General features: G+C 67.1%; 23 protein-coding genes. 16 read left to right on the forward strand and 7 right to left on the reverse strand.

The genetic code is table 11. The features are described 5' to 3' along the window. Position 1 precedes the first annotated feature (1 nt). From fliF to fliS, 16 genes are read left to right on the forward strand one after another with little or no spacing between them, the layout of a single operon-like run. Positions 2-1,660, forward strand: a complete 1,659-nt coding sequence (gene fliF / locus ACTIFP_RS01815; protein WP_439567013.1) for a flagellar basal-body MS-ring/collar protein FliF — start codon at positions 2-4, stop codon at positions 1,658-1,660. Further along, positions 1,653-2,684, forward strand: a complete 1,032-nt coding sequence (fliG, locus tag ACTIFP_RS01820) for a flagellar motor switch protein FliG (RefSeq protein WP_439567014.1) — start codon at positions 1,653-1,655, stop codon at positions 2,682-2,684. The genes fliF and fliG overlap by 8 nt, the downstream gene beginning before the upstream one ends. Continuing rightward, the gene (locus ACTIFP_RS01825; RefSeq protein ID WP_439567015.1) at positions 2,677-3,273 is read left to right on the forward strand and encodes a FliH/SctL family protein; all 597 of its coding nucleotides are present in this window, start codon (positions 2,677-2,679) and stop codon (positions 3,271-3,273) included. Before fliG ends, ACTIFP_RS01825 begins: the two co-directional genes overlap by 8 nt. Next, positions 3,270-4,601, forward strand: a complete 1,332-nt coding sequence (locus ACTIFP_RS01830; protein WP_439567016.1) for a FliI/YscN family ATPase — start codon at positions 3,270-3,272, stop codon at positions 4,599-4,601. Before ACTIFP_RS01825 ends, ACTIFP_RS01830 begins: the two co-directional genes overlap by 4 nt. Beyond that, positions 4,598-5,044, forward strand: a complete 447-nt coding sequence (locus ACTIFP_RS01835; RefSeq protein WP_439567017.1) for a hypothetical protein — start codon at positions 4,598-4,600, stop codon at positions 5,042-5,044. Before ACTIFP_RS01830 ends, ACTIFP_RS01835 begins: the two co-directional genes overlap by 4 nt. Continuing rightward, a complete protein-coding gene (locus ACTIFP_RS01840) occupies positions 5,041-6,444 on the forward strand; it encodes a flagellar hook-length control protein FliK (RefSeq protein WP_439567018.1) in 1,404 nt (467 codons plus the stop codon). The genes ACTIFP_RS01835 and ACTIFP_RS01840 overlap by 4 nt, the downstream gene beginning before the upstream one ends. Before the next feature lie 17 nt (positions 6,445-6,461). After that, on the forward strand, positions 6,462-7,067 hold the full coding sequence (locus ACTIFP_RS01845; protein WP_439567019.1) for a flagellar basal body-associated FliL family protein: 606 nt from the start codon (positions 6,462-6,464) through the stop codon (positions 7,065-7,067). Continuing rightward, positions 7,064-7,996, forward strand: coding sequence for a FliM/FliN family flagellar motor switch protein (locus ACTIFP_RS01850; protein ID WP_439567020.1), 933 nt, complete (start codon positions 7,064-7,066; stop codon positions 7,994-7,996). Before ACTIFP_RS01845 ends, ACTIFP_RS01850 begins: the two co-directional genes overlap by 4 nt. Continuing rightward, the gene (fliN, locus tag ACTIFP_RS01855; RefSeq protein ID WP_310087510.1) at positions 7,989-8,327 is read left to right on the forward strand and encodes a flagellar motor switch protein FliN; all 339 of its coding nucleotides are present in this window, start codon (positions 7,989-7,991) and stop codon (positions 8,325-8,327) included. The genes ACTIFP_RS01850 and fliN overlap by 8 nt, the downstream gene beginning before the upstream one ends. Continuing rightward, positions 8,327-8,605, forward strand: coding sequence for a flagellar biosynthetic protein FliO (locus ACTIFP_RS01860; protein WP_439567021.1), 279 nt, complete (start codon positions 8,327-8,329; stop codon positions 8,603-8,605). The genes fliN and ACTIFP_RS01860 overlap by 1 nt, the downstream gene beginning before the upstream one ends. Beyond that, a complete protein-coding gene (gene fliP / locus ACTIFP_RS01865) occupies positions 8,595-9,365 on the forward strand; it encodes a flagellar type III secretion system pore protein FliP (RefSeq protein ID WP_439567022.1) in 771 nt (256 codons plus the stop codon). The genes ACTIFP_RS01860 and fliP overlap by 11 nt, the downstream gene beginning before the upstream one ends. A gap of 28 nt (positions 9,366-9,393) precedes the next feature. Then, a complete protein-coding gene (locus tag ACTIFP_RS01870) occupies positions 9,394-9,639 on the forward strand; it encodes a flagellar biosynthetic protein FliQ (protein WP_439567288.1) in 246 nt (81 codons plus the stop codon). A gap of 7 nt (positions 9,640-9,646) precedes the next feature. Beyond that, positions 9,647-10,426 (forward strand): flagellar biosynthetic protein FliR, encoded by a 780-nt coding sequence (gene fliR, locus ACTIFP_RS01875; protein ID WP_439567023.1) that lies wholly within the window; start codon positions 9,647-9,649, stop codon positions 10,424-10,426. A 4-nt stretch (positions 10,427-10,430) separates the two neighbouring features. Beyond that, on the forward strand, positions 10,431-11,570 hold the full coding sequence (gene flhB / locus ACTIFP_RS01880; RefSeq protein WP_439567024.1) for a flagellar type III secretion system protein FlhB: 1,140 nt from the start codon (positions 10,431-10,433) through the stop codon (positions 11,568-11,570). Between the two features lie 45 nt (positions 11,571-11,615). Beyond that, entirely contained in the window at positions 11,616-12,992 is a 1,377-nt protein-coding gene (gene fliD, locus ACTIFP_RS01885; protein ID WP_439567025.1) for a flagellar filament capping protein FliD, read from the forward strand. Between the two features lie 11 nt (positions 12,993-13,003). Then, positions 13,004-13,393: a flagellar export chaperone FliS gene (gene fliS / locus ACTIFP_RS01890; RefSeq protein WP_439567026.1), complete on the forward strand. Its 390-nt coding sequence runs from the start codon at positions 13,004-13,006 to the stop codon at positions 13,391-13,393. Positions 13,394-13,584: 191 nt separating this feature from the next. On the opposite strand, the gene ACTIFP_RS01895 is transcribed toward fliS, so the two are convergent. From ACTIFP_RS01895 to ACTIFP_RS01925, 7 genes are all read right to left on the reverse strand, one after another. After that, positions 13,585-14,643: a sigma-54 interaction domain-containing protein gene (locus ACTIFP_RS01895; RefSeq protein ID WP_439567027.1), complete on the reverse strand. Its 1,059-nt coding sequence runs from the start codon at positions 14,641-14,643 to the stop codon at positions 13,585-13,587. Between the two features lie 182 nt (positions 14,644-14,825). Then, positions 14,826-15,683 carry a flagellar motor protein MotB gene (locus ACTIFP_RS01900; RefSeq protein ID WP_439567028.1) on the reverse strand — a complete coding sequence of 286 codons (858 nt, stop codon included), beginning with the start codon at positions 15,681-15,683 and terminating at the stop codon, positions 14,826-14,828. A gap of 266 nt (positions 15,684-15,949) precedes the next feature. Continuing rightward, positions 15,950-16,813, reverse strand: coding sequence for a flagellar motor stator protein MotA (gene motA, locus ACTIFP_RS01905; RefSeq protein ID WP_439567029.1), 864 nt, complete (start codon positions 16,811-16,813; stop codon positions 15,950-15,952). A gap of 93 nt (positions 16,814-16,906) precedes the next feature. Next, a complete protein-coding gene (locus ACTIFP_RS01910) occupies positions 16,907-17,737 on the reverse strand; it encodes a flagellin N-terminal helical domain-containing protein (protein WP_439567030.1) in 831 nt (276 codons plus the stop codon). A 13-nt stretch (positions 17,738-17,750) separates the two neighbouring features. Next, positions 17,751-19,076 carry a flagellar hook-associated protein FlgK gene (gene flgK, locus ACTIFP_RS01915; protein WP_439567031.1) on the reverse strand — a complete coding sequence of 442 codons (1,326 nt, stop codon included), beginning with the start codon at positions 19,074-19,076 and terminating at the stop codon, positions 17,751-17,753. After that, the gene (locus ACTIFP_RS01920) at positions 19,073-19,402 is read right to left on the reverse strand and encodes a rod-binding protein (protein WP_439567032.1); all 330 of its coding nucleotides are present in this window, start codon (positions 19,400-19,402) and stop codon (positions 19,073-19,075) included. The genes flgK and ACTIFP_RS01920 overlap by 4 nt, the downstream gene beginning before the upstream one ends. Next, positions 19,399-20,508, reverse strand: coding sequence for a flagellar basal body P-ring protein FlgI (locus ACTIFP_RS01925; protein ID WP_439567033.1), 1,110 nt, complete (start codon positions 20,506-20,508; stop codon positions 19,399-19,401). Before ACTIFP_RS01925 ends, ACTIFP_RS01920 begins: the two co-directional genes overlap by 4 nt. Between the last annotated feature and the right edge of the window lie 13 nt (positions 20,509-20,521).

The following is a 20,521-nucleotide window of genomic DNA, read 5'->3' on the forward strand; positions in this document are numbered from 1 at the left end:
CATGGCCGACACCCAGATCCTCACCCCGGTTGACGACGGCCATGCGAACCGCCTGCCCGCCCCGGCATTCGGCAACCGCCTCGCCCCGCTCACCGGTTTCGTCCGCCAGCCGGCGGTGCAGCGCGCCCTGCCCGCCGTCGCCATGACCGCCGCGATCGGCATCGCCGCGCTCGCCTATTTCACGATGCAGGCAGCACCGCAGGCGCAGTTGTTCGCCGGGCTCGACGACAGCGACAAGTCGGCGGTCGCCGAGGCGCTGCAGACGCAGGGCATCGCGCACAGCATCGATGCGGCCACCGGCGCGCTGACGGTCGATGCCGACAAATTGCACCAGGCGCGCATCGCGCTCGCCGGACAAGGCCTGCCCAAGGCGGCGCCGAGCGGCGACAGCCTGATCGCCGCGCTGCCGATGGGATCGAGCCGCGCGATCGAAGGCGAAGCGCTGCGCTCGGCGCGCGAGGCCGACCTGTCGCGCACGATCGAGACGATCGACGCGGTCAAAAGCGCGCGCGTCCATATCGCCGCCGCCGAACCCAGCCTGTTCGTCCGCGAAGACAAGCCCGCCACCGCATCGGTGATGCTGACGCTGCAGAACGGCCGCTCGCTCAGCGACGGCCAGGTACAGGCGATCCGTTTCCTCGTCGCCTCGTCGGTTCCGGGCATGAACGCCGATCAGGTGTCGGTGATCGACCAGCGCGGCGCGCTGCTGTCCGACACCGCATCGGGCAGCGACATGAAGGCGTTCCAGTTGCAGGTACAGGTCGAGGATCGTTTCCGCCGCGCGCTCGACACTTTGCTCGGCCCGATGCTCGGCGCCGGCAACTATAGCGTCGAAGTTCACGCCGACGTCGATATGTCCGAAAGCCAGGCGACACGCGAAAGCTTTCCCGAAAACGACCGCGCGATGACCAGCGAACAGATCACCCGCACGGTCAGCGGCGCAGGCACGCCCCCCGCGGTCGGCATCCCCGGCGCGCTGTCGAACCAGCCGCCGCAGGCGACCACGGTCACCGCCAACGCCCCCGCCCTCACCCCGGCGACGGGCGCGACGGGCGAAACTGCAAGCAATGAAAATGCCGCGCGCGCCTTTGAGGTCGGCCGCGAGATTTCGGTCACCCACTCGCCGCAGGGCAAGCTGCGCCGCGTTTCGGTCGCCGTCGCGCTCAATCAGGGCAAGAAGGCGCTGACCCAGGCCGACATGACCAAGATCGACACGCTGGTGAAGGGCGCGGTCGGGTTCGACGCGGCGCGCGGCGACGTCGTTGCGATCAGCCAGCGCCCCTTTGTTCAGGTCGCCGCCGAAGAACCCGCCTTTTACGATCAGGCCTGGTTCCTGCCGCTGGTCAAACAGGTCGGGGCGATCCTCGCCGCGCTGCTCGCCTTTCTGTTCATCGGCCGCCCGCTGATCCGCGCCGCCAAGGCACGCGCCGCCGAACGTGCCGAACGCAATGCCGCGCTGGAGGAAACGCTGCTCGCCGCGACCGACGGCCGCCCGGCGCTCGCCAGCCCCGCCGCGGGCCGCGAAATCACCCTCGAAATGATCGAACAGGCGCCAAGCTATGAAACGCGCGCCAATCTGGTCCGCGCTTTCGTCCGCCAGGATTCGGCGCGTGCCGCGCTCGTCGTCCGCCAGCTGATGCAGGAGGGCGCCCGTGCCTGACGCCGCCGAAACCATGGCACCGCCGGCAAAGCCCGCGATCGAGGGATCGGCGGCTGCTGCGATCCTGCTGATGCTGCTCGACGAAAATGAAGCCGCAACGATCCTGAAGCATCTCGATCCCGACGAAGTGCGCCAGCTGGCCAAGGCGATGTTCGACACCGCCAACGCCAGCGAACAGCAGATCGGCCAGGCGCTCGATCGTTTCGTGGTACGCAGCCGCGACGTCAGCGCGCTCGCCATCGGTGCCGACACGCGCATCCGCACCGTCATCAATCAGGCCGTCGGCAACGTCCGCGCCGACAATATCCTGGCCGCGGTCGCCCCGCAGCGCAGCGCCGCGTCGCTCGAAATCCTCCGCTGGATGGATGTCGAAGCGATCAGCGGCCTGCTCGCCGCCGAACATCCGCAGGTCGGCGCGCTGATCCTGTCGGTGCTGATCCCCGATGTCGCGGCGCGCGCGATCGAAACGCTCGACGAAATCCTGCAGGCCGATCTGGTGCTGCGCGCCGCGCAGCTGACCTCGGTCCCCGCCGCGGCGATCGAGGATCTCGAATCGGTGCTCGCCAGTGCCAATGTCGACGGCCAGCGCGTCGCCAAACAAGCGATCGGTGGCCCCAGCGACGTCGCCAAGATCATGAAGAAGATGCCCAAACAGCTCAGCGAACGGACGATCCGCGCGCTCAAGAAGACCGACAAGCTGCTCGCGCAGGCGATCGAGGAAGAAATGTTCATCTTCGAAAACCTCCGCGATCTCGACAAGAAGAGCCTGGGCGCGGTGCTGCGTTCGGTCGATGCAGCGCAGCTCGCGATCGCGCTCAAGGGCACCGACGAGGACATGGTTGATCTGTGTCTCGCCACCATGTCGAAGCGCGCGTCGGAAACGATCCGCGACGAAATGGCCGAAATGACGATGGTCAAGCGCGCCGACGTCGACGACGCGCAAAAGAGCGTGATGACGATCGTCCGCCAGATGGCGGCATCGGGCGAAATCATGATCGCCGGCGGGGGCGACGATTATGTCTGATCGCACCGCTGAAACCGGCTTTGCTCCCGTCCCGCTCACCCAGGCGATGGCGCGTCACGGCGGTTTTCGCCCGCTCGCCTTCACCGGCGCGCGCGAAACCGATGCGGCGCCGGGTCAAGCGGCGCAGGCCGACCTCGACGACCCGTTCGCGCGCGGCCTGGCCGAGGGTCAGCGCATCGCCGAAGCCGCCTTTGTCGCCGAGCGCCACCAACTGCTCGCGCTGCTGGCCAATGCCGAAGCGTTGCAGGACGAACCGAGCGAGGAACTCGCGCAGCTGATCGCGCGCACCGTGGAGCGGCTGGTGCATCAGATCGTCGCCGACGCGCCGATCGACGCCGCATGGCTTCAGGCGCAGGCCGAAACCGCCGCGGCGCTGGTCGCCGACGCCGACAAGGCGCGCACCCTGTGGGTCCATCCCGACGATGCCGCGCTGCTGACCGATTGCCCGTTGCCGCTGGCGCTCGAAAGCGATCCGGCGATGATGCGCGGCACCGTCCGCATCGAAACCTCGACCGGCTGGATCGAACATGGTCGCGCCGTCTATCTCGACGAATTGCACGCGGCGCTGGGCGAAGGATCGCCCGCATGACCCGCCGCCTCGCCCTCTCCGCGCAGCAGCTGCTCGACCCGATCGACCTCGCGAACGCCAGCCCACGCCGCATCGGCACCCTGGTGTCGCACGAAGGCATCATGCTCGAAGTGTCGGGTTTTCCGCAGCCGCTGGGCAGCAATGTCCGCATCAAATCGGCGACGGGCGAGTATGTCTATGGCGAAGTCGTCGGCTTTCGCGGCCAGAGCAGCCTCGTCCTCCCCTTCGACACCAATATGCCGCTGGCCACCGGCGCACCGGTCGAACCGCATGGCGCCAGTTCGATGGTCGCGTGCGGCAAGGCGCTGCTCGGCCGCATCATCGACGCGCAGGGCAATGCGCTCGACGGCCGCCCACCGATCAAGTCGCAGTTCCAGTGGCCGCTCGCCGGGCGCAAGGTCAATCCGCTGCGCCGCGGCCGCGTCACCCGCCCGCTCAACATGGGTGTCCGCGCGATCAACGCGCTGCTCACCGTCGGCGAAGGCCAGCGCGTCGCGATCATCGCCGGTTCGGGCGTCGGCAAATCGGTGCTGATGGGCCAAATGATCGCGGGCACGGAATGCGACGTCATCGTCGTCGGGCTGATCGGCGAACGCAGCCGCGAGGTCAGCGATTTCGTCGAAACCAAATTGCCCCCCGAGGTGCGCAAGAAAGCGGTGGTCGTCGCGGTTCCCGCCGACCACCCGCCGCTGCTCCGCCTGCGCGCCGCGATGCGCGCCACCGCAATCGCCGAGGCGTTTCGCGCCGACGGTAAAAAGGTGCTGCTGCTGATCGACAGCCTGACCCGCGTCGCGCATGCGCAGCGCGAGATCGGGCTGACATTGGGCGAACCGCCGACGATGAAGGGCTATCCGCCGTCGGTCTTCGCGTTGATCCCTTCGCTGTGCGAACGCGCCGGGATCGACCGCGAAACCGGCGGATCGATCACCGCGCTCTACACCGTCCTGGCCGATGGCGGCGACATCGACGACCCGGTCGTCGACAGCGCGCGCGCGATCGTCGACGGCCATATCATCCTGTCGCGCCAGCTCGCCGAACAGGGCGTGTACCCCGCGATCGACGTCGCAAGGTCGCTGTCGCGCACGATGGTCGATTCGGTCGATCCCGACCATGCCGCCGCCGCCGCGCGCTTTCGCCAACTATGGTCGGCCTATGAAGAGAATCGCGATCTGATGCTGATGGGTGCCTATGTCGCCGGCGGCGATCCGGTGCTCGACACCGCCATCGCGCGCCACGCCGACCAGCTCGCTTTCGTGACCCAGCCCGCCAAGGCGCAGGTCGATTTCGACATTTCCCGCCAAACCCTGATTGAAGGATATTCCGCATGACCGCCCGCACCGCACGCCGCAAACGTATCATCCGCGTGCGCACCGTCGAACATCAGATGGCCGAGGCCAATCTGGCGCGGGCCAATGGCGAACTCGCCAGCCTGGTCGAACTCGCCAAGCGCCTCGAAACGCTGCGCGTCGACCTGGCGATGGCCAAAGGCGCGGTCGCTGGCCGCGCGCTCAACACGATCGGCGAGTTGTCGATGCGGCTCGACATCGCGCAGGAAAATCTGACCGCGCCGTTGGCGGGTGCCAGCGCGCGCCGCGACCAGGCCGGGGTGCTGGCGCAAAGCGCGATGGCCAAGGAAGAATCGGCCGTCCGGCTGTACGAACGCAGCCGCAAGTCGGCCGAAGCCGAGGCCGAACGCCGCCGCGACGCCAACCGCCCGCACCGCGCGCGCGGCGGCATGCGCCTGCGCCTGATCGAAGGCGGCGCGGCATGATGGGTGCAGCCTCCCTCCCCATGCCGCAGGCATCGACCCCCGCGGGCTTCGCGGCTTTCCTGAGCACGATCGGCCAGACGCCGACGGGCAGCGGCGAAGACGGCGGGTTCGAACAGCTGCTCGCCGCAGCGCCAATGCCCGCCGCAGCGGCGGTCAAAATCGCGCCGACGACGCCCGTCGAGGGCAAACCCACGGCCCCGGCCATTCCGGCCGCGGTGACCGGCGCAACGCCGGTCGTGACGCCGGCGACCGCTACACCGGTGGCCGCGACAAGCGGTGCGATCGCCGCAGCCGTCGATACGCCCGTCGTGCCGACCAAAGCGACCGAAACCAGTGCCGCCATTGCCGCCGACGCCGATGCAGCCGCTACGTCGGCCGCGCAACTGCTGATTGCGCTCAATGGCAACGCTTCCGCACCGCAGCCGAAAACCGCCAAGGTCGCTGAACCGAAAACAGACACCGATACCGAGGTCTCCAGCGCGCCCGAGGCCGGTGCCCCTGCCGTCACCGCCGACCCCGCCGAAACGACCGCGCCAGTCGCCAGCAGCGCTACCGTAACCCCCGACCCGGCGGCGACGCCGTCCGCGGTCGTCGCTGCGATGCCCGTCGTCGCTGCGATCGTCACGCCGCTTGCCGCCAAGCCCGTCAAGGCGGGCGAAGCGGCCGCGATCCCGGCGGGCGATGCCGCCCCCGCCGCGGAAATCATGCCGACCGCAACGTCGGTCAGCCAACCGCGCCCCGCCGCTGCCGGGCCCGACGCCCCGACCAGCGACGCCGCGCCGATCGCCGCCCCGGTGACCGGCAAGCCGCGCGCGATACCGGCGCTGCCGATCGCCGCCGCCGGAACCGAAGCGTCGGCCACCAAGCCCGCCGAGGCCGCGCCGTCGATGACGATCCAGTTTGCCCAGCCCGCGGCACTGACGGCAACCCTGTTCGCAAGCGCCACGGCACCGGCCGCGGTCACCGAACGCGTGCTCGACCTCGCCAGCGACGGCGCCTGGATCGACCAGCTCGCGCATGACATCGCCGCGACCAAGTCGGACAATGGCGACATCAGCTTTCGCCTGATGCCGCGCCACCTCGGTCGTCTCGACGTCGCGATGCTCATGGGCGACGAGGGCGTATCGCTGAAACTGGACACCCAGCATGAGGCGGCGGCGACCATCGTCACCGCCGCGCAGGGCCGCCTGGTCGACGACCTGCGCCAGCAGGGCGTGCGCGTGACCGGCAGCGAAGTGACCTGCACCCCGGGGGACAGCGGCCGCCAGATGCAGGGCCAGTCGCAGGGTCAGGGCCGCGCCGCGCCGCATGACGTCAGCCATCTGATCGAAACCGTTACCGAGCGCGCCAAGGCGCGCGATCCCGAAGAGGCCGCCGACCGCCGCGGCCGCTTCGCCTGACCACAAAGGGTAGAAGCATGAGCAAGGATAAAGACGAAACCGCGCCCAAGAAGAAGGGCAAGCTCAAGAAGCTGCTGTTCATCAGCGTCGGCGCGATCACGCTGATCGGCGCGGGTGCGGGCGCCGGCATCTATTTCGGCGCGCTGTCGGCGCACGAGGCCAAACCCGAGGATCATTATCCCAAGCTGGTCGTGCGCAGCGAAGGCGAGGAAGCCCCCGCCGCCGAAGGCGAGGACAAGGAAGCCGCGCCCAAGGTCGGCACCGTGTCGGTGCCCAACGACAAGTTCAAGGTCGACCCGCGCAAATATGAAATCACCTATTACCCGATCACCGACGCGTTCACGACGAACCTCGCCGACGGATCGGGCTTTCTGCAGGTGGGTATCAGCCTTTCGACCTTCTATGACGGCAAGGTTATCAATAATATCAAACGGCAGGCGGTGCCGATCCGCTCGGTCGTGCTTATGGTGCTCGCCGAACAGGATCCGGCGCTGCTCTCGACATCGCAGGGGAAACAACGACTGCAGCGGCAATTGACTGCTGCGATCAACGATGTGCTGCGCGAGAAAGAAGGTTTTGGTGGTGTCGACAATGTCTATTTCACGAGCCTGGTGATCCAGTGAGCGTTCGCGAAAAATCCGTCAAAGCCGTGAAGCCGCCCGCCGCCCCGACCACCGAGGCGGCCGACGCCAAGGCGTCGCTGCTGCTGCGCAAGGCGGCGGACAGCTATGCCTTTCCGGCGCTCGACAGCGTCGCGGTCCAGTTTGCGCGCAGCCTGCGCGACCTGATCCGCGCGCTCGGCGTTCCGGCGATCCAGGTCGAGCGCGCCGGCGGCGAAACGATCAGCTTCGCCGACTGGAGCGCCTCGGCCGCCCCGGCGCTTTTCTGGCGCTATCACGCGCCGCCGCTGAAGGGCCCGGTGCTGCTCGCCGCGCCGCGGCCGTTGCTGCTCCAGCTCGTCGACATCTTCTATGGCGGCAAGGGCGGCCTCGCCGCCGAACGCGAAGAGCTGACCGATGCCGAAGAACGCTTTGCCGCCCGGCTCGGCCGCGACATGGGGCTGCAACTCGCCGCGGCATGGGGCGACAAGCTGGCCATGGAGCCCGAACTCGACTGCGTCACCGGCGATCCCGCCAAGCTCGCCGCGGTACGCGCCGACGACGAATTGTTCGTGCAGCGCTTCATCCTGCGCGGCGCGCCGTTCGAAGGGCGGACGATCGCCTGCGCCTATCCGCTCGCCGCGCTGCGCGGCATCGCCGGGGCCGAACCGGCACCCGAAATGCCCGGCGCCGCCGATCCGGTGTGGGCGGGCGCGCTCAACAAGGCGCTGCGCGATGTCCGCCTGCCCGTCCGGTCGGTGCTGGCGCGCCCCGAAATCAGCCTCGTCAAGCTGCTCGCGCTCGAGGTTGGCGACATCATTCCGCTCGGCATGCCGCGCCATGTGCCGGTGACCGTCGCGGGCCGCAGCTTTGCGGTCGGCAGCATCGGCGAAGCCAATGGCAACGCCGCCATCATGATCGAACATATCGAAAAAGGACCGAACCATGACTGATCTCAGCGACGCCCCGACGGCGCCCCGCGCCGACCGCCGCGACAACCGCAATATCGCCGCGGCGCCCAATTTCGACCTGCTCGCCGGGGTTTCGCTGCGCGTGTCGGTCGAGGTCGGGTCGACCTCGATGACGCTCGCCGAACTGCTTGCGATCGACGAGGGCAGCGTGATCGAACTCGACCGCGCCGCCACCGACCTGCTCGACATCTACGCCAACGGCACATTGATCGCGAAAGGCGAGATCGTCAGCGTCGATGGCCGTTACGGCATCCAGGTCGCCGAAGTCGTCGCCCCGGCGCGCGGCCTCGAAGGCTTTGAGCGGAGAGGCTGATGTTCGAATATATCCTGCGCCTGCTCATCATGCTGCCGATCATTGGCGGCATGGCGTGGGGCAGCCTGTGGCTGTGGAAGCGCGTCCAGATGGGCGTGCCGCTGGTCGGCGGTGCCGCGAAAACGCGCGCCGTCGAAATGGTCGATGTGCTGCCGCTCGGCCCGGGATCGAAGCTCGCGGTGGTCGAATTCGCCGGGCAGCGGATCCTCGTTGCGGTCTCGCGCAATGGTATCACCCGCATTGCGGACGATAGCCAGGGCGACTTCCATGCAGATTGATCGCAAAACCGGGCTGCGCGCCGCGGCGCTGATCGGCGGCCTCGCGCTGCTCTGCGCCGCACCCGCGGTTTATGCGCAGACTGCCGACGGCCTCAGCCGCGCGGTGAACGACATCGGCGGCGACGGCCGCCCGCTCAGCCTGTCGCTGCAAATCCTGGTTCTGATGAGCCTGCTGACGGTGCTGCCGTCGCTGCTGCTGATGATGACCAGCTTCACCCGCATCATCATCGTGCTGTCGATCCTGCGCCATGCGCTCGGCCTGCAACAGACGCCGCCGAACCAGGTGCTGGTCGGCCTCAGCCTGTTCCTGTCGCTGTTCGTGATGCAGCCGGTGATCAGCGAGGTGAACCGCGTCGCGATCGAACCTTACGGTCAGGAACAGATCGACATCGGCGAAGCCGTGTCGCGCTCGGGGGTCGCACTCCACGGCTTCATGATGACGCAGACGCGCAAGACCGACCTGATGATGTTCGCGAAAATCGCCAAGGCGCCGGCCTATGCCAGCCCCAAGGATGTGCCGTTCTCGATCCTGCTCCCGGCGTTCGTCACCAGCGAGCTCAAGACCGCGTTCCAGATCGGCTTTCTCATCTTCCTGCCCTTCCTCGTCATCGACCTGATCGTCGCCTCGGCGCTGATGTCGCTCGGTATGATGATGTTGTCGCCGACGATCATCTCGATGCCGTTCAAGCTGCTCTTGTTCGTGCTCGTCGACGGCTGGGCGCTGACGATGGGCTCGCTCGCCGCCTCGTTCGGGACTTAGCGTCGTGGAAACCGACTATTTCATCGGCATGGCGCAGCAATCCTTGTGGATCCTCGCGCTCGCCTCGGCGCCGCTGCTGCTGCCAGTACTCGTCATCGGGGTGCTGCTGGGCATGGTCCAGGCGGCGACGTCGATCAACGAACAGACGCTGACCTTTGTCCCCAAGCTGATCGTCGCGGCGATCTGCCTCGCGATCTTTGGCGGCAGCATCCTGGTGCTGCTCACCGATTTCACCCGCGACATTTTCGCGCAGATTCCGGCGCTGGTGCGCTAAACCGGTCGTGAACCCCGCCGACATCCCGAATATCGAGGCGATGCTCCAGCTGTGGATGCTGGCGATGATCCGCCCCGGCGCCGCGTTCATCGCCGCGCCGGTGTTCGGCGCGACCAGCGTGCCGATCCAGCTGCGGCTGGTAATTGCGCTCGCCGTCGGCGTCCCCGCGGTGGCGGCATCGGGCATGGTGTTGCCCCCCGAAGGCATCGTCTCGGTTCCCGGCCTGTTGCTGATCATCGGCGAGGTCGTGATCGGGCTCGGCATCGGCTTCATCCTCCAGATGGGGCTCGCCGCCGCGCTGCTCGCGGGCGAAGCGATCAGCAACGCGATGGGGCTGGGCTTCGCCTCGATGGTCGATCCGCTCAGCGGCGCATCGAGTTCGGCGATCGGTCAGTTCCTCTCGATGCTGGCGACCGCGCTGTTCCTGGCCGCCGACGGCCATCTGGTGCTGATCGGGATCATCGTCGACAGCTATGTCGCGCTGCCCCCCGGCAACGCCTTTCCCTCGTTCGACGCGATCGGCGGGCTGCTGCGGTTCGGCAGCCTGATGTTCGCCGCCGGGCTGACGATCGCCATGCCGGTCGGCTTCGTCCTGATTCTGGTCCAGATCATCATGGGGGTCATCGGCCGCTCGGCCCCGGCGCTCAACCTGTTCGCGGTCGGTATTCCCGCGACCTTGCTCGCCGGGATCGTCCTGCTCGGCGTCGCGACCCCGGCGATGGCCGAAGCGATCGTCCGCATATTGTCCGACGCGCTCGACGGCGCGCGGATGTTAGCGGGGCTTTGACGCGATGGCGAGCAAGCCCGAGCAGGACCAGAAGACCGAACAGCCAACCCCCAAAAAGCTGAGCGATTCGGCGCGCGAAGGCGATGTGCTGATGTCGCGCGAGCTGGCGACCGCGCTGATGATGCTCGCCGCCGCGGGCTGGATCGTCGCGGCGGGCGGCTGGTTCGTACAATCCGCCAGCGACCTCGTCCGCCGCGGGCTGACGTTGAGCGCCGCCGACGTCAGCGATTTCGCGCCCGCCGCGGCGCTGATGCGCAACGGGGTCGAAATCCTGCTGCCGCTCGCCAGCCTGTTTGCGCTCGCGCTGGGCGCCGCGGTCGCGGGACCGGCGCTGCTCGGTTCGTTCGGCTGGCGCGGCAAGGCGCTGCACTTCAAGGGCAACCGGATGAACCCGCTGACTGGGCTCAAACGCATGTTCGGGCTGCAGGGCGCGACCGAACTCGGCAAGGCGCTCGCGAAAGTGCTGTTGCTCGGCACCATCGGCTATTGGCTGGTCGGGCGCAGCCTGCCCGCGATCATGACGATGGCGCAGGCCGACCTGCTCGCGGCGATCGACCTCGCCGGACAGGCGATCGGCCACGCGATGCTGGTGCTCGCCGGCGGGCTGGTTGTCATCGCGCTGATCGACGTCCCGGTGCAATGGTTCCAGCGTAACAAGCGGCTGATGATGAGCAAGCAGGAGATCAAGGAAGAGATGCGCCAGTCCGACGGGGCGCCCGAGCTCAAGCAGGCGCAGCGCCAGCGCGCGCACGAAATGCTGAGCGGTTCGGCGCGCAAGGCGGTGTCCGACGCGACCGTCGTGCTCACCAACCCCACCCATTTTTCGGTCGCGCTGCGCTATCGCCCCGGCGTCGATGCCGCACCGGTCGTTGTCGCGCGCGGGCGCGGCGATGTCGCGCTGTCGATCCGCGAGCTGGCGCGCGGCGCCAATGTGCCGCTGCTCGAATATCCGCAGCTGACCCGCGCGATCTATTTCACCGCACGCGCCGGGCGCGTGATCCCTGACGAATTGTTCGTCGCGGTCGCCACCGTGCTCGCCTTTGTCTTCCAGCTCGAACGCATGGTCGCCGAAGGTCATGCGCAGCCGGTGGTCGATATTCCGCCGACCCACCGGTTCGACCCCGACGGGCGCCGCCAGGCTTAAAATCGTCCGCGCGCTGCCGTTAACAGGTGCGAAGGATATTTCGCCATGGTCACCTCTATCGTCAACAGCCTGGGCTTCGGGTCGGGCATCGACACCAAGCAGCTGGTCACCGACCTGGCCGCCGCCTCGCGCGAGCCCAAGGTGGCGCGCATCAATACGCTGACCCAGCAGAACCAGACCCGGATCAGCGCGCTCGCACAGGCGCGATCCGATCTCGAAGGCTTTGCCGATTCGCTGGGCCAGATGATCAGCGACGGGACGCTGCGCAGCACCCCGACGGTATCCGACGACAGCGTGCTGAGCGCCACCGCGCGCGCCGGACTGCACGCCGACAGTTTTGCGGCGACCGTCGTCGTCAGCCAGCTGGCGCGCGCCCAAAGCACCTATTCGGGCGTCGTCGCCGACCGCACCGCCGCGATCGGCACCGGCACGATGACGCTGACCGTCGGCGGGGTCGCCAAAACGATCACCATCGGCGCCAGCAACAACAGCCTCGACGGGCTGGCCAGTGCGATCAATTCGAGCGGCGGCGGGGTCACCGCGTCGATCATCGCCGATCAAGGGGGCCACCGCCTGATCCTGAAGGGTCCGTCGGGCGCCGCCAACGCCTTCACACTCGCCGCCGATGCCGGCGCCGATCCGGGCCTCTCCGCTTTCGCTTATGGCGCGGGCGGCGGCATGACCGTGGGCCAGAGCGCCGCCAACGCCGCATTCACCATCGACGGTGTCGCGTTCAGCCGTGCGTCGAACACCATCGACGACGTGATCCCGGGGATGTCGCTGACCCTGAAAAAGGCGGCCCCCGGCCAGCCGGTCGACATCGGCGCCAGCCGCCCGCTCGATATGATCAAGCAGACCGTCGGCGACTTTGTCTCGGTCTATAACCAGCTCAAAAAAAGCCTGTCGTCGGCCGTCGGCCTGTCGGGATCGACGACGTCGCTGCGCGAACTCGAACGCGAGCTGTCGGGCCTGATCGGCACCGTCATTTCCAGCCACGGTAGCATCAACAAGCTGACCGACATCGGCGTTTCGACGACCAAGGACGGCCTGCTCGCGGTCGATGAAGCCAAGCTGGCAAAGGTTCTGGCGGCGGACGCCGGCGCAGTCGAAGCGCTGTTCAACCCGCGCCGCGACGGCGGCCGCACCGAGACGAGCGACCCGGGTATCGCCTTTGTCCTCGATGCGATCCGCGACAAGGCGATCGCGACCGACGGGGTGATCGACCGGGTGACCAAATCGCTCAACAGCCGCAAGGAAACGCTCGCCGACCAGCTCGAGACGATCGAAATGCGCGAAGACGCCTATCGCGCCCGGCTCGAGAAGCAATATGGCTCGCTCGACGCGAAGCTCGCGGCGTTCAAGGCGACGCAGACCTATCTCGAACAACAGATCAAGCTCTGGTCCAACCAGGGTAACGACTAAGGGTGCCGACCGTGACCGCTACCGCCTCGACCGTCCGGGCGACCGGGCTTTATCGCCGCTTGCAGCACGAAAGTCGCGCCGCCGCCGCCGACCCGATCGAGCTGGTGACGATGCTTTATGACGAGCTGGAAACCGCGATCGGCGTGCTCGGATCGATGGTGCGACAGGGTCAGCGCATTTCGGCGACCGAACCCGCGCACCGCGCCCGTGCGATCCTGATCGGGCTCGACGCCGGGCTCGACCGCGATGCCGGCGGCGACGTCGCCGCGGCGCTGTCGCGCGTCTATCGCAGCATGCGCCGCAAGCTCGACGAAGCCGTCGCGCAAAACGACGGCGAAGCGCTGGCCGACCTGCTCGACGGCGTGATGACGGTGAGCGCGGCCTGGCGCCAGCTTCGCTGAACCCCGTTTCTTCCGCTCCGAATACAGGATCGGCCCGCGTCCCAGGGGCGGGGCACGGGCCGATGCCGTATTACTTGGGTCCCGCTGGGTACCCGGCCGCCCTAGGTGGGGACGGGCGGCCGGGTGGTCAGGGGGCGGACCAGAGCCCCCCTTTTTTCAGCGGGTGCTGAAACTCTTGTCGCGGGCGCCGGTCAGGCGGCCTGCTGCTGAACCCCATATTTGCGCATCTTTTCGATCAGCGTCGTGCGCTTCAGCGTCAGCAGCCGCGCGGCTTCGGAAATGATACCGTCGGCGAGGTCGAGCGCGACGTGGATCTGTTCAAGCTCGATCGTTTCGATCTCGCGCTTGAGGTCGATCGGGCGGCCCGGCGCCGGCGCCTTGCCGAACGGCATGGCCGGGGTTGATTCGTCCGCGCTGGCTTCGACCGCGGCGGGGCTGCTGGGGACAGCCTGCCGCGGCCGAAGCGCTGCGGTGGGGTTCAAAAGAATGGCAACATCATCGGCGCCCAGCGTTTCGCCGCCGTGCAGCACGCTGGCGCGTTCGACGAAATTCCTGAGTTCGCGAACATTGCCCGGCCAGCCGTGCTGCATCAGCAACGCCATCGCATCAGCGTCGAAGCGGCACTTGGCCTCGCCCGGCATCTTGCGCTGGAAGTGGCGGATGAGCGCCGGAATATCCTCGACGCGGCTGGCCAGGCTGGGGACCTGGAGCACAACCACGCCGAGCCGGAAGAACAGGTCTTCGCGGAACTTGCCATCGGCGATCGCGGCGCCGAGATCCTGGTGGGTCGCCGAAATGACGCGGACGTCGACGGCCTTCACATCGCTGCTACCGACGCGGACGATCGTCCGTTCTTCAAGCACGCGGAGCAGTTTGACCTGCATGTCGAACCGCATGTCGCCGATTTCGTCGAGGAACAGCGTGCCGCCCTCGCTCGCTTCGAAATGGCCGATACGGCGGGCGTGGGCGCCGGTGAAGCTGCCCTTTTCATGCCCGAAGAGTTCGGATTCGATGAGGTCGCCGGGGATCGCACCGCAGTTGATCGCGGAAAAGGCCTTGCCCGAGCGGACGCCTTCGTCGTGGATCGCGCGGGCGACGAGTTCCTTGCCCGAACCCGAAGGGCCGCAGAGCATGACCGAAGCGTTCGACCGCGCCACCCGGCGGATCATGTCGCGCAGCTGCGCGGCGGCCGCGCTGCTGCCGATGATCAGCGTCTCGAGCGCTGCGTTGTTGTTGTGCCCCACGGTCATTTCGGTCTCCACCGCGCCCCCCAATTCGGCGCCTTTTCGATGGACCCAGAGATTGACGAAAGTGGTAAACAAAAGATTATCCACTTGCGCATAACCCATTCAAAACAAAGGATTATTGCCAGATTGGATGTATTGGGCACGCAATCGCGTCGTTAACGATCCGATATGCTGCCAAACTGGCACTAATTCTCGGCAGCGGTTCGCCAGCCCAGCGTGATCGAGATGCGGCGGTTGCGCGGATCGAATCGGTCGGCGGGGACATAGGGCTCGCGATCGGCGACGCCTTCGATGCGCTGGAAGCGCGTCTTGTCGACCCCGCGAAACTCCAGAAAGTGGCGCGTGACCTCGGCGCGGTCGACCGACAGGCGCCAATTGTTGGTGCCCGACTTCGCCGACCAGGGCGCGGCGTCGGTGTGCCCGCGCACCATCACCTGGTTGGGCATTTCGGCGACCGGCCCGGCGATTTCGCCGAACAGCCGCACACCGGCGGGGGTCAGCTGGCTGGTGCCGATGGCGAACATCGAAAAATCGGCGTCGTCGATCACGTCGATGCGCATCCCTTCGATCGTTTCGGTAAAACGCAGGTTGCGCGCAAAGCGCCGGAGTTCGCCCTTGGCCTGCACCCGTTCGGTCAGCGCCTTGGCGACGCGCTGGAACTTCAGCCGCTCGCGCTCGCGCCCCGATGCTTCCTTGGGTCCGCCGGTGGCGTCGCGCGGGATCGTCATCGATTTGGTTCCGGTCTGCGCCGCGCCATGCGGATATTTGTCGGCCGCGACGAGCGAATCGCCGCCGAAAAAGCCGTTCGACCCCGCGGTGTCCTGTTTCGACTGGACGATCGTCGGCGCGAAATAGTCGGCGAGCGCCTTGCGCTGTTTTTCGGTCGTCGCGCCGAGCAGCCACATCAGCAGGAAAAAGGCCATCATCGCGGTCACGAAATCGGCATAGGCGACCTTCCACGCCCCGCCGTGATGGCCGGCGTGCGGGGCCTCGATGATCTTCTTGACGATGATCGGCCGCGGCAGGTTGGGACGCGCGGCCATTAGGGTCGAGACCCACTATTTATGGGTCCGAGGCGTCGAAATGGCGAAGATATCGGGTCCGGGCGGATGCAGCGGGTAGCATCGCTACCCGCAAGGCCGCGCGGGCCTGAGATCGAAGCCATTTCGGCGTCCCTGCGGGATTTGACCGATTTTGCCCAGGGCTGCGTCAGCAAGTCTTGAAATATCGTCATATTGCTTCGCCTTGCTTCCTTGCCCTGAACAAAATCGCTTCAAACCTCGGACCCATAAATAGTGGGTCTCGACCCTTAACGACCGCGCATTCCGTCAAACACTTCGGCGAAGCTCGGCTGGTTCGAATGTTCGACCCCCGAACGCGCCGCCTCGATCACCAGCGGCTGCGGATGGCCGTGGAGCGAGGCGATAATCAGCTGCTTCACCGTGTGGTAGATGGCGCCATCGCCTTCGATCACGGTGCGCGCGCGCGTCGCGAACGGGCCGACAAGGCCATAGGCGAGCAACACGCCAAGGAAGGTGCCGACCAGCGCCGACCCGATCATGCCGCCCAGGATCTCGGGCGGCTTGTCGATCGACCCCATCGTCTTCACCACGCCAAGCACCGCAGCGACGATGCCGAGTGCGGGCAGCGCGTCGGCCAGATTCTGCAACCCGTCGGCGGGCTTGATCGCGTGGTGGTGATGGTTCTTGAGCGCCGCGTCCATGACATCCTCGACCGCATGCGGATCGAGCGTCCCCGACGACACGACGACCAGGCGCAGCGTGTCGCAGATCAAATGGACCAGCGTGTCGTCCTTCAGCAATTTGGGATATTGCTGAAACAGGGTCGAGTTTTTCGGATCCTCGATATGCGGTTCGACCGCGACCGGGCCTTCGGTCCGCATCATCTTCATCAAGGTCGAGACGAGCAGGATGCAGTCGAGATAATCCTGTTTCTTATACTGCGGGCCCTTGAACACCTTGGCGAGGCCGCCGCCGAGCGCTTTCAGGTCGGCGCCCGAATTGCCGATGATCAGCGATCCGACCGCAGCGCCGCCGATGATCAGCATCTCGTGCGGCAGCGCGTGCATGACGGGGCCAAGATTGCCGCCGGTCAGCGCAAAGCCCCCGAACACCAGCAGGATCAGTACGACGATGCCGATTGCGGGAAACATGCGGGGGCAACTCCATTCGGGCCAAAAGCCCCAAACTCAAAAAAAGAGACGTCTATATGCTTAACGGCAGCAGCGCCGCGACATTGAGCGCGATCAGTTCAAAATATCGAACAAGGTCTGGCGGTTGATCTTGGCAAAGGCCGCCTGCGCGGCACCGAGCGTCAGATCCTGCGCGTTGAGTTCGGCAATAGCGACCGACAGGTCGGTATCCTCGACCGACGAGCGTTCGTCCTTGAGCGTGATGTCGCGCGCCGCCAGCCCGTCGCCGATACGCTCAAGCCGCGCCGCCGACAGGCCGATCGCGGCATGCCGGTCGGCGACATGGCCGATCGCGGTGTCGAGCGCGGTCAGCGCCGTGCCCATCGCCGGCTTGTTGCCCGCCGCGACCGCGGTCGCGGCATCGCGGATGCCCGTCGACAGGCTGTTGCCCGCGACGACGAAGACATCGGCGGCGGCGGGAACCGGCGCAAAGCTGATGTCCGAATCGAACCGCATGACGCGCGCCGTGCCGCTAGCGAAAATCGGCTCGCCGTTCGAATCGCGCGTCGCCGCCAGACTGTCGATCTCGTCGGCGATCGTGCCGAGTTCGGCAGCGATCGTCGCGCGGTCGGCGGGGCTTGCGGTATCGTTCGCCGCGGCGAGGGTCAGCTCGCGCGCCCTGGTCATCAGATTGCTGACCGATTTCAGCGCCGCGTCGGCCTGCGACACCAGTGCGGTCGCCGCATTGATATTGCTGTTCCACGCGGTGATGCTGGCCTGCGTCGTGCCGATCGTCTCGATCCGCCGCGCCGCCACCGGGTCGTCCGACATGCGCTGCAGCCGCTTGCCGCTCGAAATCTGGATCTGCGTCCGCTCGATCTGGTCAGCGAGCTTCTGTTGGCGCGCGATCTCGCGCGTCATGCGATTGCCCACGGCGTTAATCATCGTCGTCGCCTTCCTAGATCGAGCTCAAGAGCGTTTGCATGGTTTCGCGCGCGACCTGGATCGTGCGCGCCGCGGCCTGATAGGCTTGCTGAAAGCGCAGCAGTTCGGCCGCTTCCTTGTCGAGATCGACCTCGCTCACCCCGTCGCGCGCCGCGGCGGCAGCATCGGCGCGGGTCATCGCGGCGGCATCCTGCGCGCGCGCCGCCGCAGTCGTCTGCGCCTGCGTCGCGAGATGCCCCGACCAGCGCGCTTCGGGATCGCCCGCCCCGCGCAGCGCGCCGAGCGCCAGCATATTGCCGTTGCTGCCCGATGCGTTGGCGGCGGCGACCTGTTCGGGCGCCAGCGCGCTCGCGGTCAGCGTCGCCGCGCTGGTGCCGGTAAACAGCGGCTGGCCTGCGTTGCCATTGGCATCGGTGCCCGCCTGATGCGCCGTGTTGAGCTGCGCCGCGAACGATGTTGCCATCGTATCGAGCCCAGCGCGCTGGTCGGCAACATGGTTGGCTGCCTCGGACAAACCCGCGAGCGAGCCCGTCGCGATCGCCAGCGGCGATCCGCCGACGCCGTACGACAGGCGCCCGTCGGCCGCCGCCGTCACCGCGATCGGGTTCACCCCGCCGCCGCCGACGAGCAGGTCGCCCGACCCGGCGGCGCGCAACGTCACCGATCCGTTATTGTCAAAGGTCGCGCTGACCCCCGCCTGCGACGACAATTTGTCGAGCAACCGATCGCGCTCGTCCATCAGGCTCGCCTGATTGGTCGACCCCGGTCGCGCCTTGCGCAGCCCGATGTTGATCTGCTCGAGCGCGTTCAGATTGGCGTTGAAATCTTCGACCGTGCTCGCCGCGGCGCCCTCGACGCCATCCGACATCTTGTCGAGCTGGCCCGCCGCCGTGCGAAATCCCGATGCGATGTCGTCGGCCGACTGCAGGAACTGGCTGCGCAGCGTGCGGTTCGCCGGATCGGCAGTCAATTGGTCGGCGGTGGTGAACAGCTTCGTCAGCCCGGTCTTGATGCCGTTGCTCTCGTCGCTCAGCGCGCCCTCGACCTTGCCCAGCCAGCCGAGCCTGGTCGCCGACCGTTCCGAATCGCCCGACGAGATCCGCGAATCCTCGATCAGCCAGGCGTCGACCGAACGGCTGACGCCGCGGATCTCGACGCCGCTGGGGTTCACGCTGCCGCGATAAAACAGCGAATCGCTGCCGCTGACCGGCTCCATCATGTCGAGCCGCCGCCGTGCGTAACCCGGCGTCTGGGCGTTGGCGATATTGTCACCGACCGTCGACAGCGCACGCGAATAAGCCTTGAGTCCACTGTAGCCGATACCAAGCAAGTCGGTCATTGTACGCCTCCCGCCGCACCGCCGAGCCGCCCGCGGAACTGGCGTTCGACCATGTCGGCGATGCCGAATTGGCGCATCGCGGCGATCGAGTCGGCGGTGCGCGCGTCGGCCATTTCGCGGAAATTGTCGGTCGCGCTCGATCCCAGCATGTCGTCGCCCAGCTTTGCCTGGCGCATTGACGCCATCAACTGGCGCAGGATCACCGCCTCGAACTGCTCGGCCGCCTTGCGCAGGCCGCCATCGCCGCCGCCGCCAGCAAGGGTCGGGGTGGCCGAGGCGGGCACGAACGATCGCGCTGCGGGGGTCGAAGAAATGGGCATCGTCATATGATCACCAATTCTGCTGTGAGGGCACCGGCCTGGCTGAGCGCCTCGAGGATCGCGACCAGGTCGCCGGGCGACACGCCCAGGCGATTGATCGAGTCGACGAGTTCGGAGAGCGAGGCATTGGGTTTCATCAAAAAGGCGGGTCGATAATCCTCGGCGACCTCGATCTCGCTCGACGGCTCGATCGCGGTCTCGCCGCGGCTGAACGGCGCGGGCTGGACGACCATCGGCGATTCCTTGATCGACACGGTGAGCTTGCCGTGGCTCACCGCCGCGGTGCCGACGCGCACCGCGCCGTTGATCACGACGGTGCCGGTGCGCGCGTTGACGATCACCTTGGCGGGCGGTTCGGAGCGCTGGACGCCCAGATTTTCGATGCGCGACATCAACCGCATCCGGTCGTCGCCATTGCCGCTGGCGCGGATCGCGATGCTGGCGCCGTCGATCATCGACGCGCTGCCCGGGATCGCCGCGTTGATCGCATCGGCGACGCGCTTGGCGTTGGTTGCGTCGAACTGGTGGAGGTTGAAGGTCAGCCAGTCGCCGGTGGCAAAGCCCGTGTCGACCGCGCGCTCGATCGTGGCGCCGCCGGCAATCCGGCCGCTCGACGGAACGTTAACCGTCAGCTTCGATCCGTCGGCGGCATCGACGCCCAGCCCGCCGATGACGAGGTTGCCCTGCACCATCGCGTAAATCTGGCCGTCGGCGCCATAGAGCGGCGCCAGCACAAGGGTGCCGCCGCGCAGGCTTTTCGCCTTGCCGATCGCCGATACGGTGACGTCAAGGCGCTGGCCGGGTTTGCCAAAGGGCGGCAGTTCGGCGGTGATCATCACCGCGGCGGCGTTCTTCAATGCCGGGTTGACCCCCGGCGGCAAGGTCAGGCCAAAGCGCGAGATTGCGCCCTTCATCCCCAGCGTCGAATAATCGAGGCTGTCGTCGCCCGTTCCCGCCAGCCCGACGACGATGCCGTAACCGGTGAGCTGGTTGGCGCGCAGTCCCTGAAACTGGCCCATGTCCTTGATGCGCTGCGCCTGCGCCGGCGCCGCAAAGGCAAGGCTGGCGATCAGGAGCGCGATCAGGGCAAACAGGGTGGGGCGCTGGGTCACGGATAAGATCCTT

This window comes from Sphingopyxis sp. (genome assembly GCF_051861155.1).
Classification (GTDB): Bacteria; Pseudomonadota; Alphaproteobacteria; order Sphingomonadales; family Sphingomonadaceae; genus Sphingopyxis.

Excerpts from the sequence above, each read along its gene's own strand:
- flhB (WP_439567024.1), top strand. The coding sequence starts at position 10,431 with ATGGCGAGCAAGCCCGAGCAGGACCAGAAGACCGAACAGCCAACCCCC.
- fliP (WP_439567022.1), top strand. The coding sequence starts at position 8,595 with ATGCAGATTGATCGCAAAACCGGGCTGCGCGCCGCGGCGCTGATCGGC.
- ACTIFP_RS01870 (WP_439567288.1), top strand. The coding sequence starts at position 9,394 with ATGGCGCAGCAATCCTTGTGGATCCTCGCGCTCGCCTCGGCGCCGCTG.
- fliF (WP_439567013.1), top strand. The coding sequence starts at position 2 with ATGGCCGACACCCAGATCCTCACCCCGGTTGACGACGGCCATGCGAAC.
- ACTIFP_RS01825 (WP_439567015.1), top strand. The coding sequence starts at position 2,677 with ATGTCTGATCGCACCGCTGAAACCGGCTTTGCTCCCGTCCCGCTCACC.
- ACTIFP_RS01920 (WP_439567032.1), bottom strand. The coding sequence starts at position 19,402 with ATGACGATGCCCATTTCTTCGACCCCCGCAGCGCGATCGTTCGTGCCC.
- fliN (WP_310087510.1), top strand. The coding sequence starts at position 7,989 with ATGACTGATCTCAGCGACGCCCCGACGGCGCCCCGCGCCGACCGCCGC.
- ACTIFP_RS01845 (WP_439567019.1), top strand. The coding sequence starts at position 6,462 with ATGAGCAAGGATAAAGACGAAACCGCGCCCAAGAAGAAGGGCAAGCTC.
- fliD (WP_439567025.1), top strand. The coding sequence starts at position 11,616 with ATGGTCACCTCTATCGTCAACAGCCTGGGCTTCGGGTCGGGCATCGAC.
- ACTIFP_RS01830 (WP_439567016.1), top strand. The coding sequence starts at position 3,270 with ATGACCCGCCGCCTCGCCCTCTCCGCGCAGCAGCTGCTCGACCCGATC.
- ACTIFP_RS01835 (WP_439567017.1), top strand. The coding sequence starts at position 4,598 with ATGACCGCCCGCACCGCACGCCGCAAACGTATCATCCGCGTGCGCACC.
- motA (WP_439567029.1), bottom strand. The coding sequence starts at position 16,813 with ATGTTTCCCGCAATCGGCATCGTCGTACTGATCCTGCTGGTGTTCGGG.
- ACTIFP_RS01860 (WP_439567021.1), top strand. The coding sequence starts at position 8,327 with ATGTTCGAATATATCCTGCGCCTGCTCATCATGCTGCCGATCATTGGC.
- ACTIFP_RS01910 (WP_439567030.1), bottom strand. The coding sequence starts at position 17,737 with ATGATTAACGCCGTGGGCAATCGCATGACGCGCGAGATCGCGCGCCAA.
- ACTIFP_RS01840 (WP_439567018.1), top strand. The coding sequence starts at position 5,041 with ATGATGGGTGCAGCCTCCCTCCCCATGCCGCAGGCATCGACCCCCGCG.
- flgK (WP_439567031.1), bottom strand. The coding sequence starts at position 19,076 with ATGACCGACTTGCTTGGTATCGGCTACAGTGGACTCAAGGCTTATTCG.
- ACTIFP_RS01895 (WP_439567027.1), bottom strand. The coding sequence starts at position 14,643 with ATGACCGTGGGGCACAACAACAACGCAGCGCTCGAGACGCTGATCATC.
- ACTIFP_RS01900 (WP_439567028.1), bottom strand. The coding sequence starts at position 15,683 with ATGGCCGCGCGTCCCAACCTGCCGCGGCCGATCATCGTCAAGAAGATC.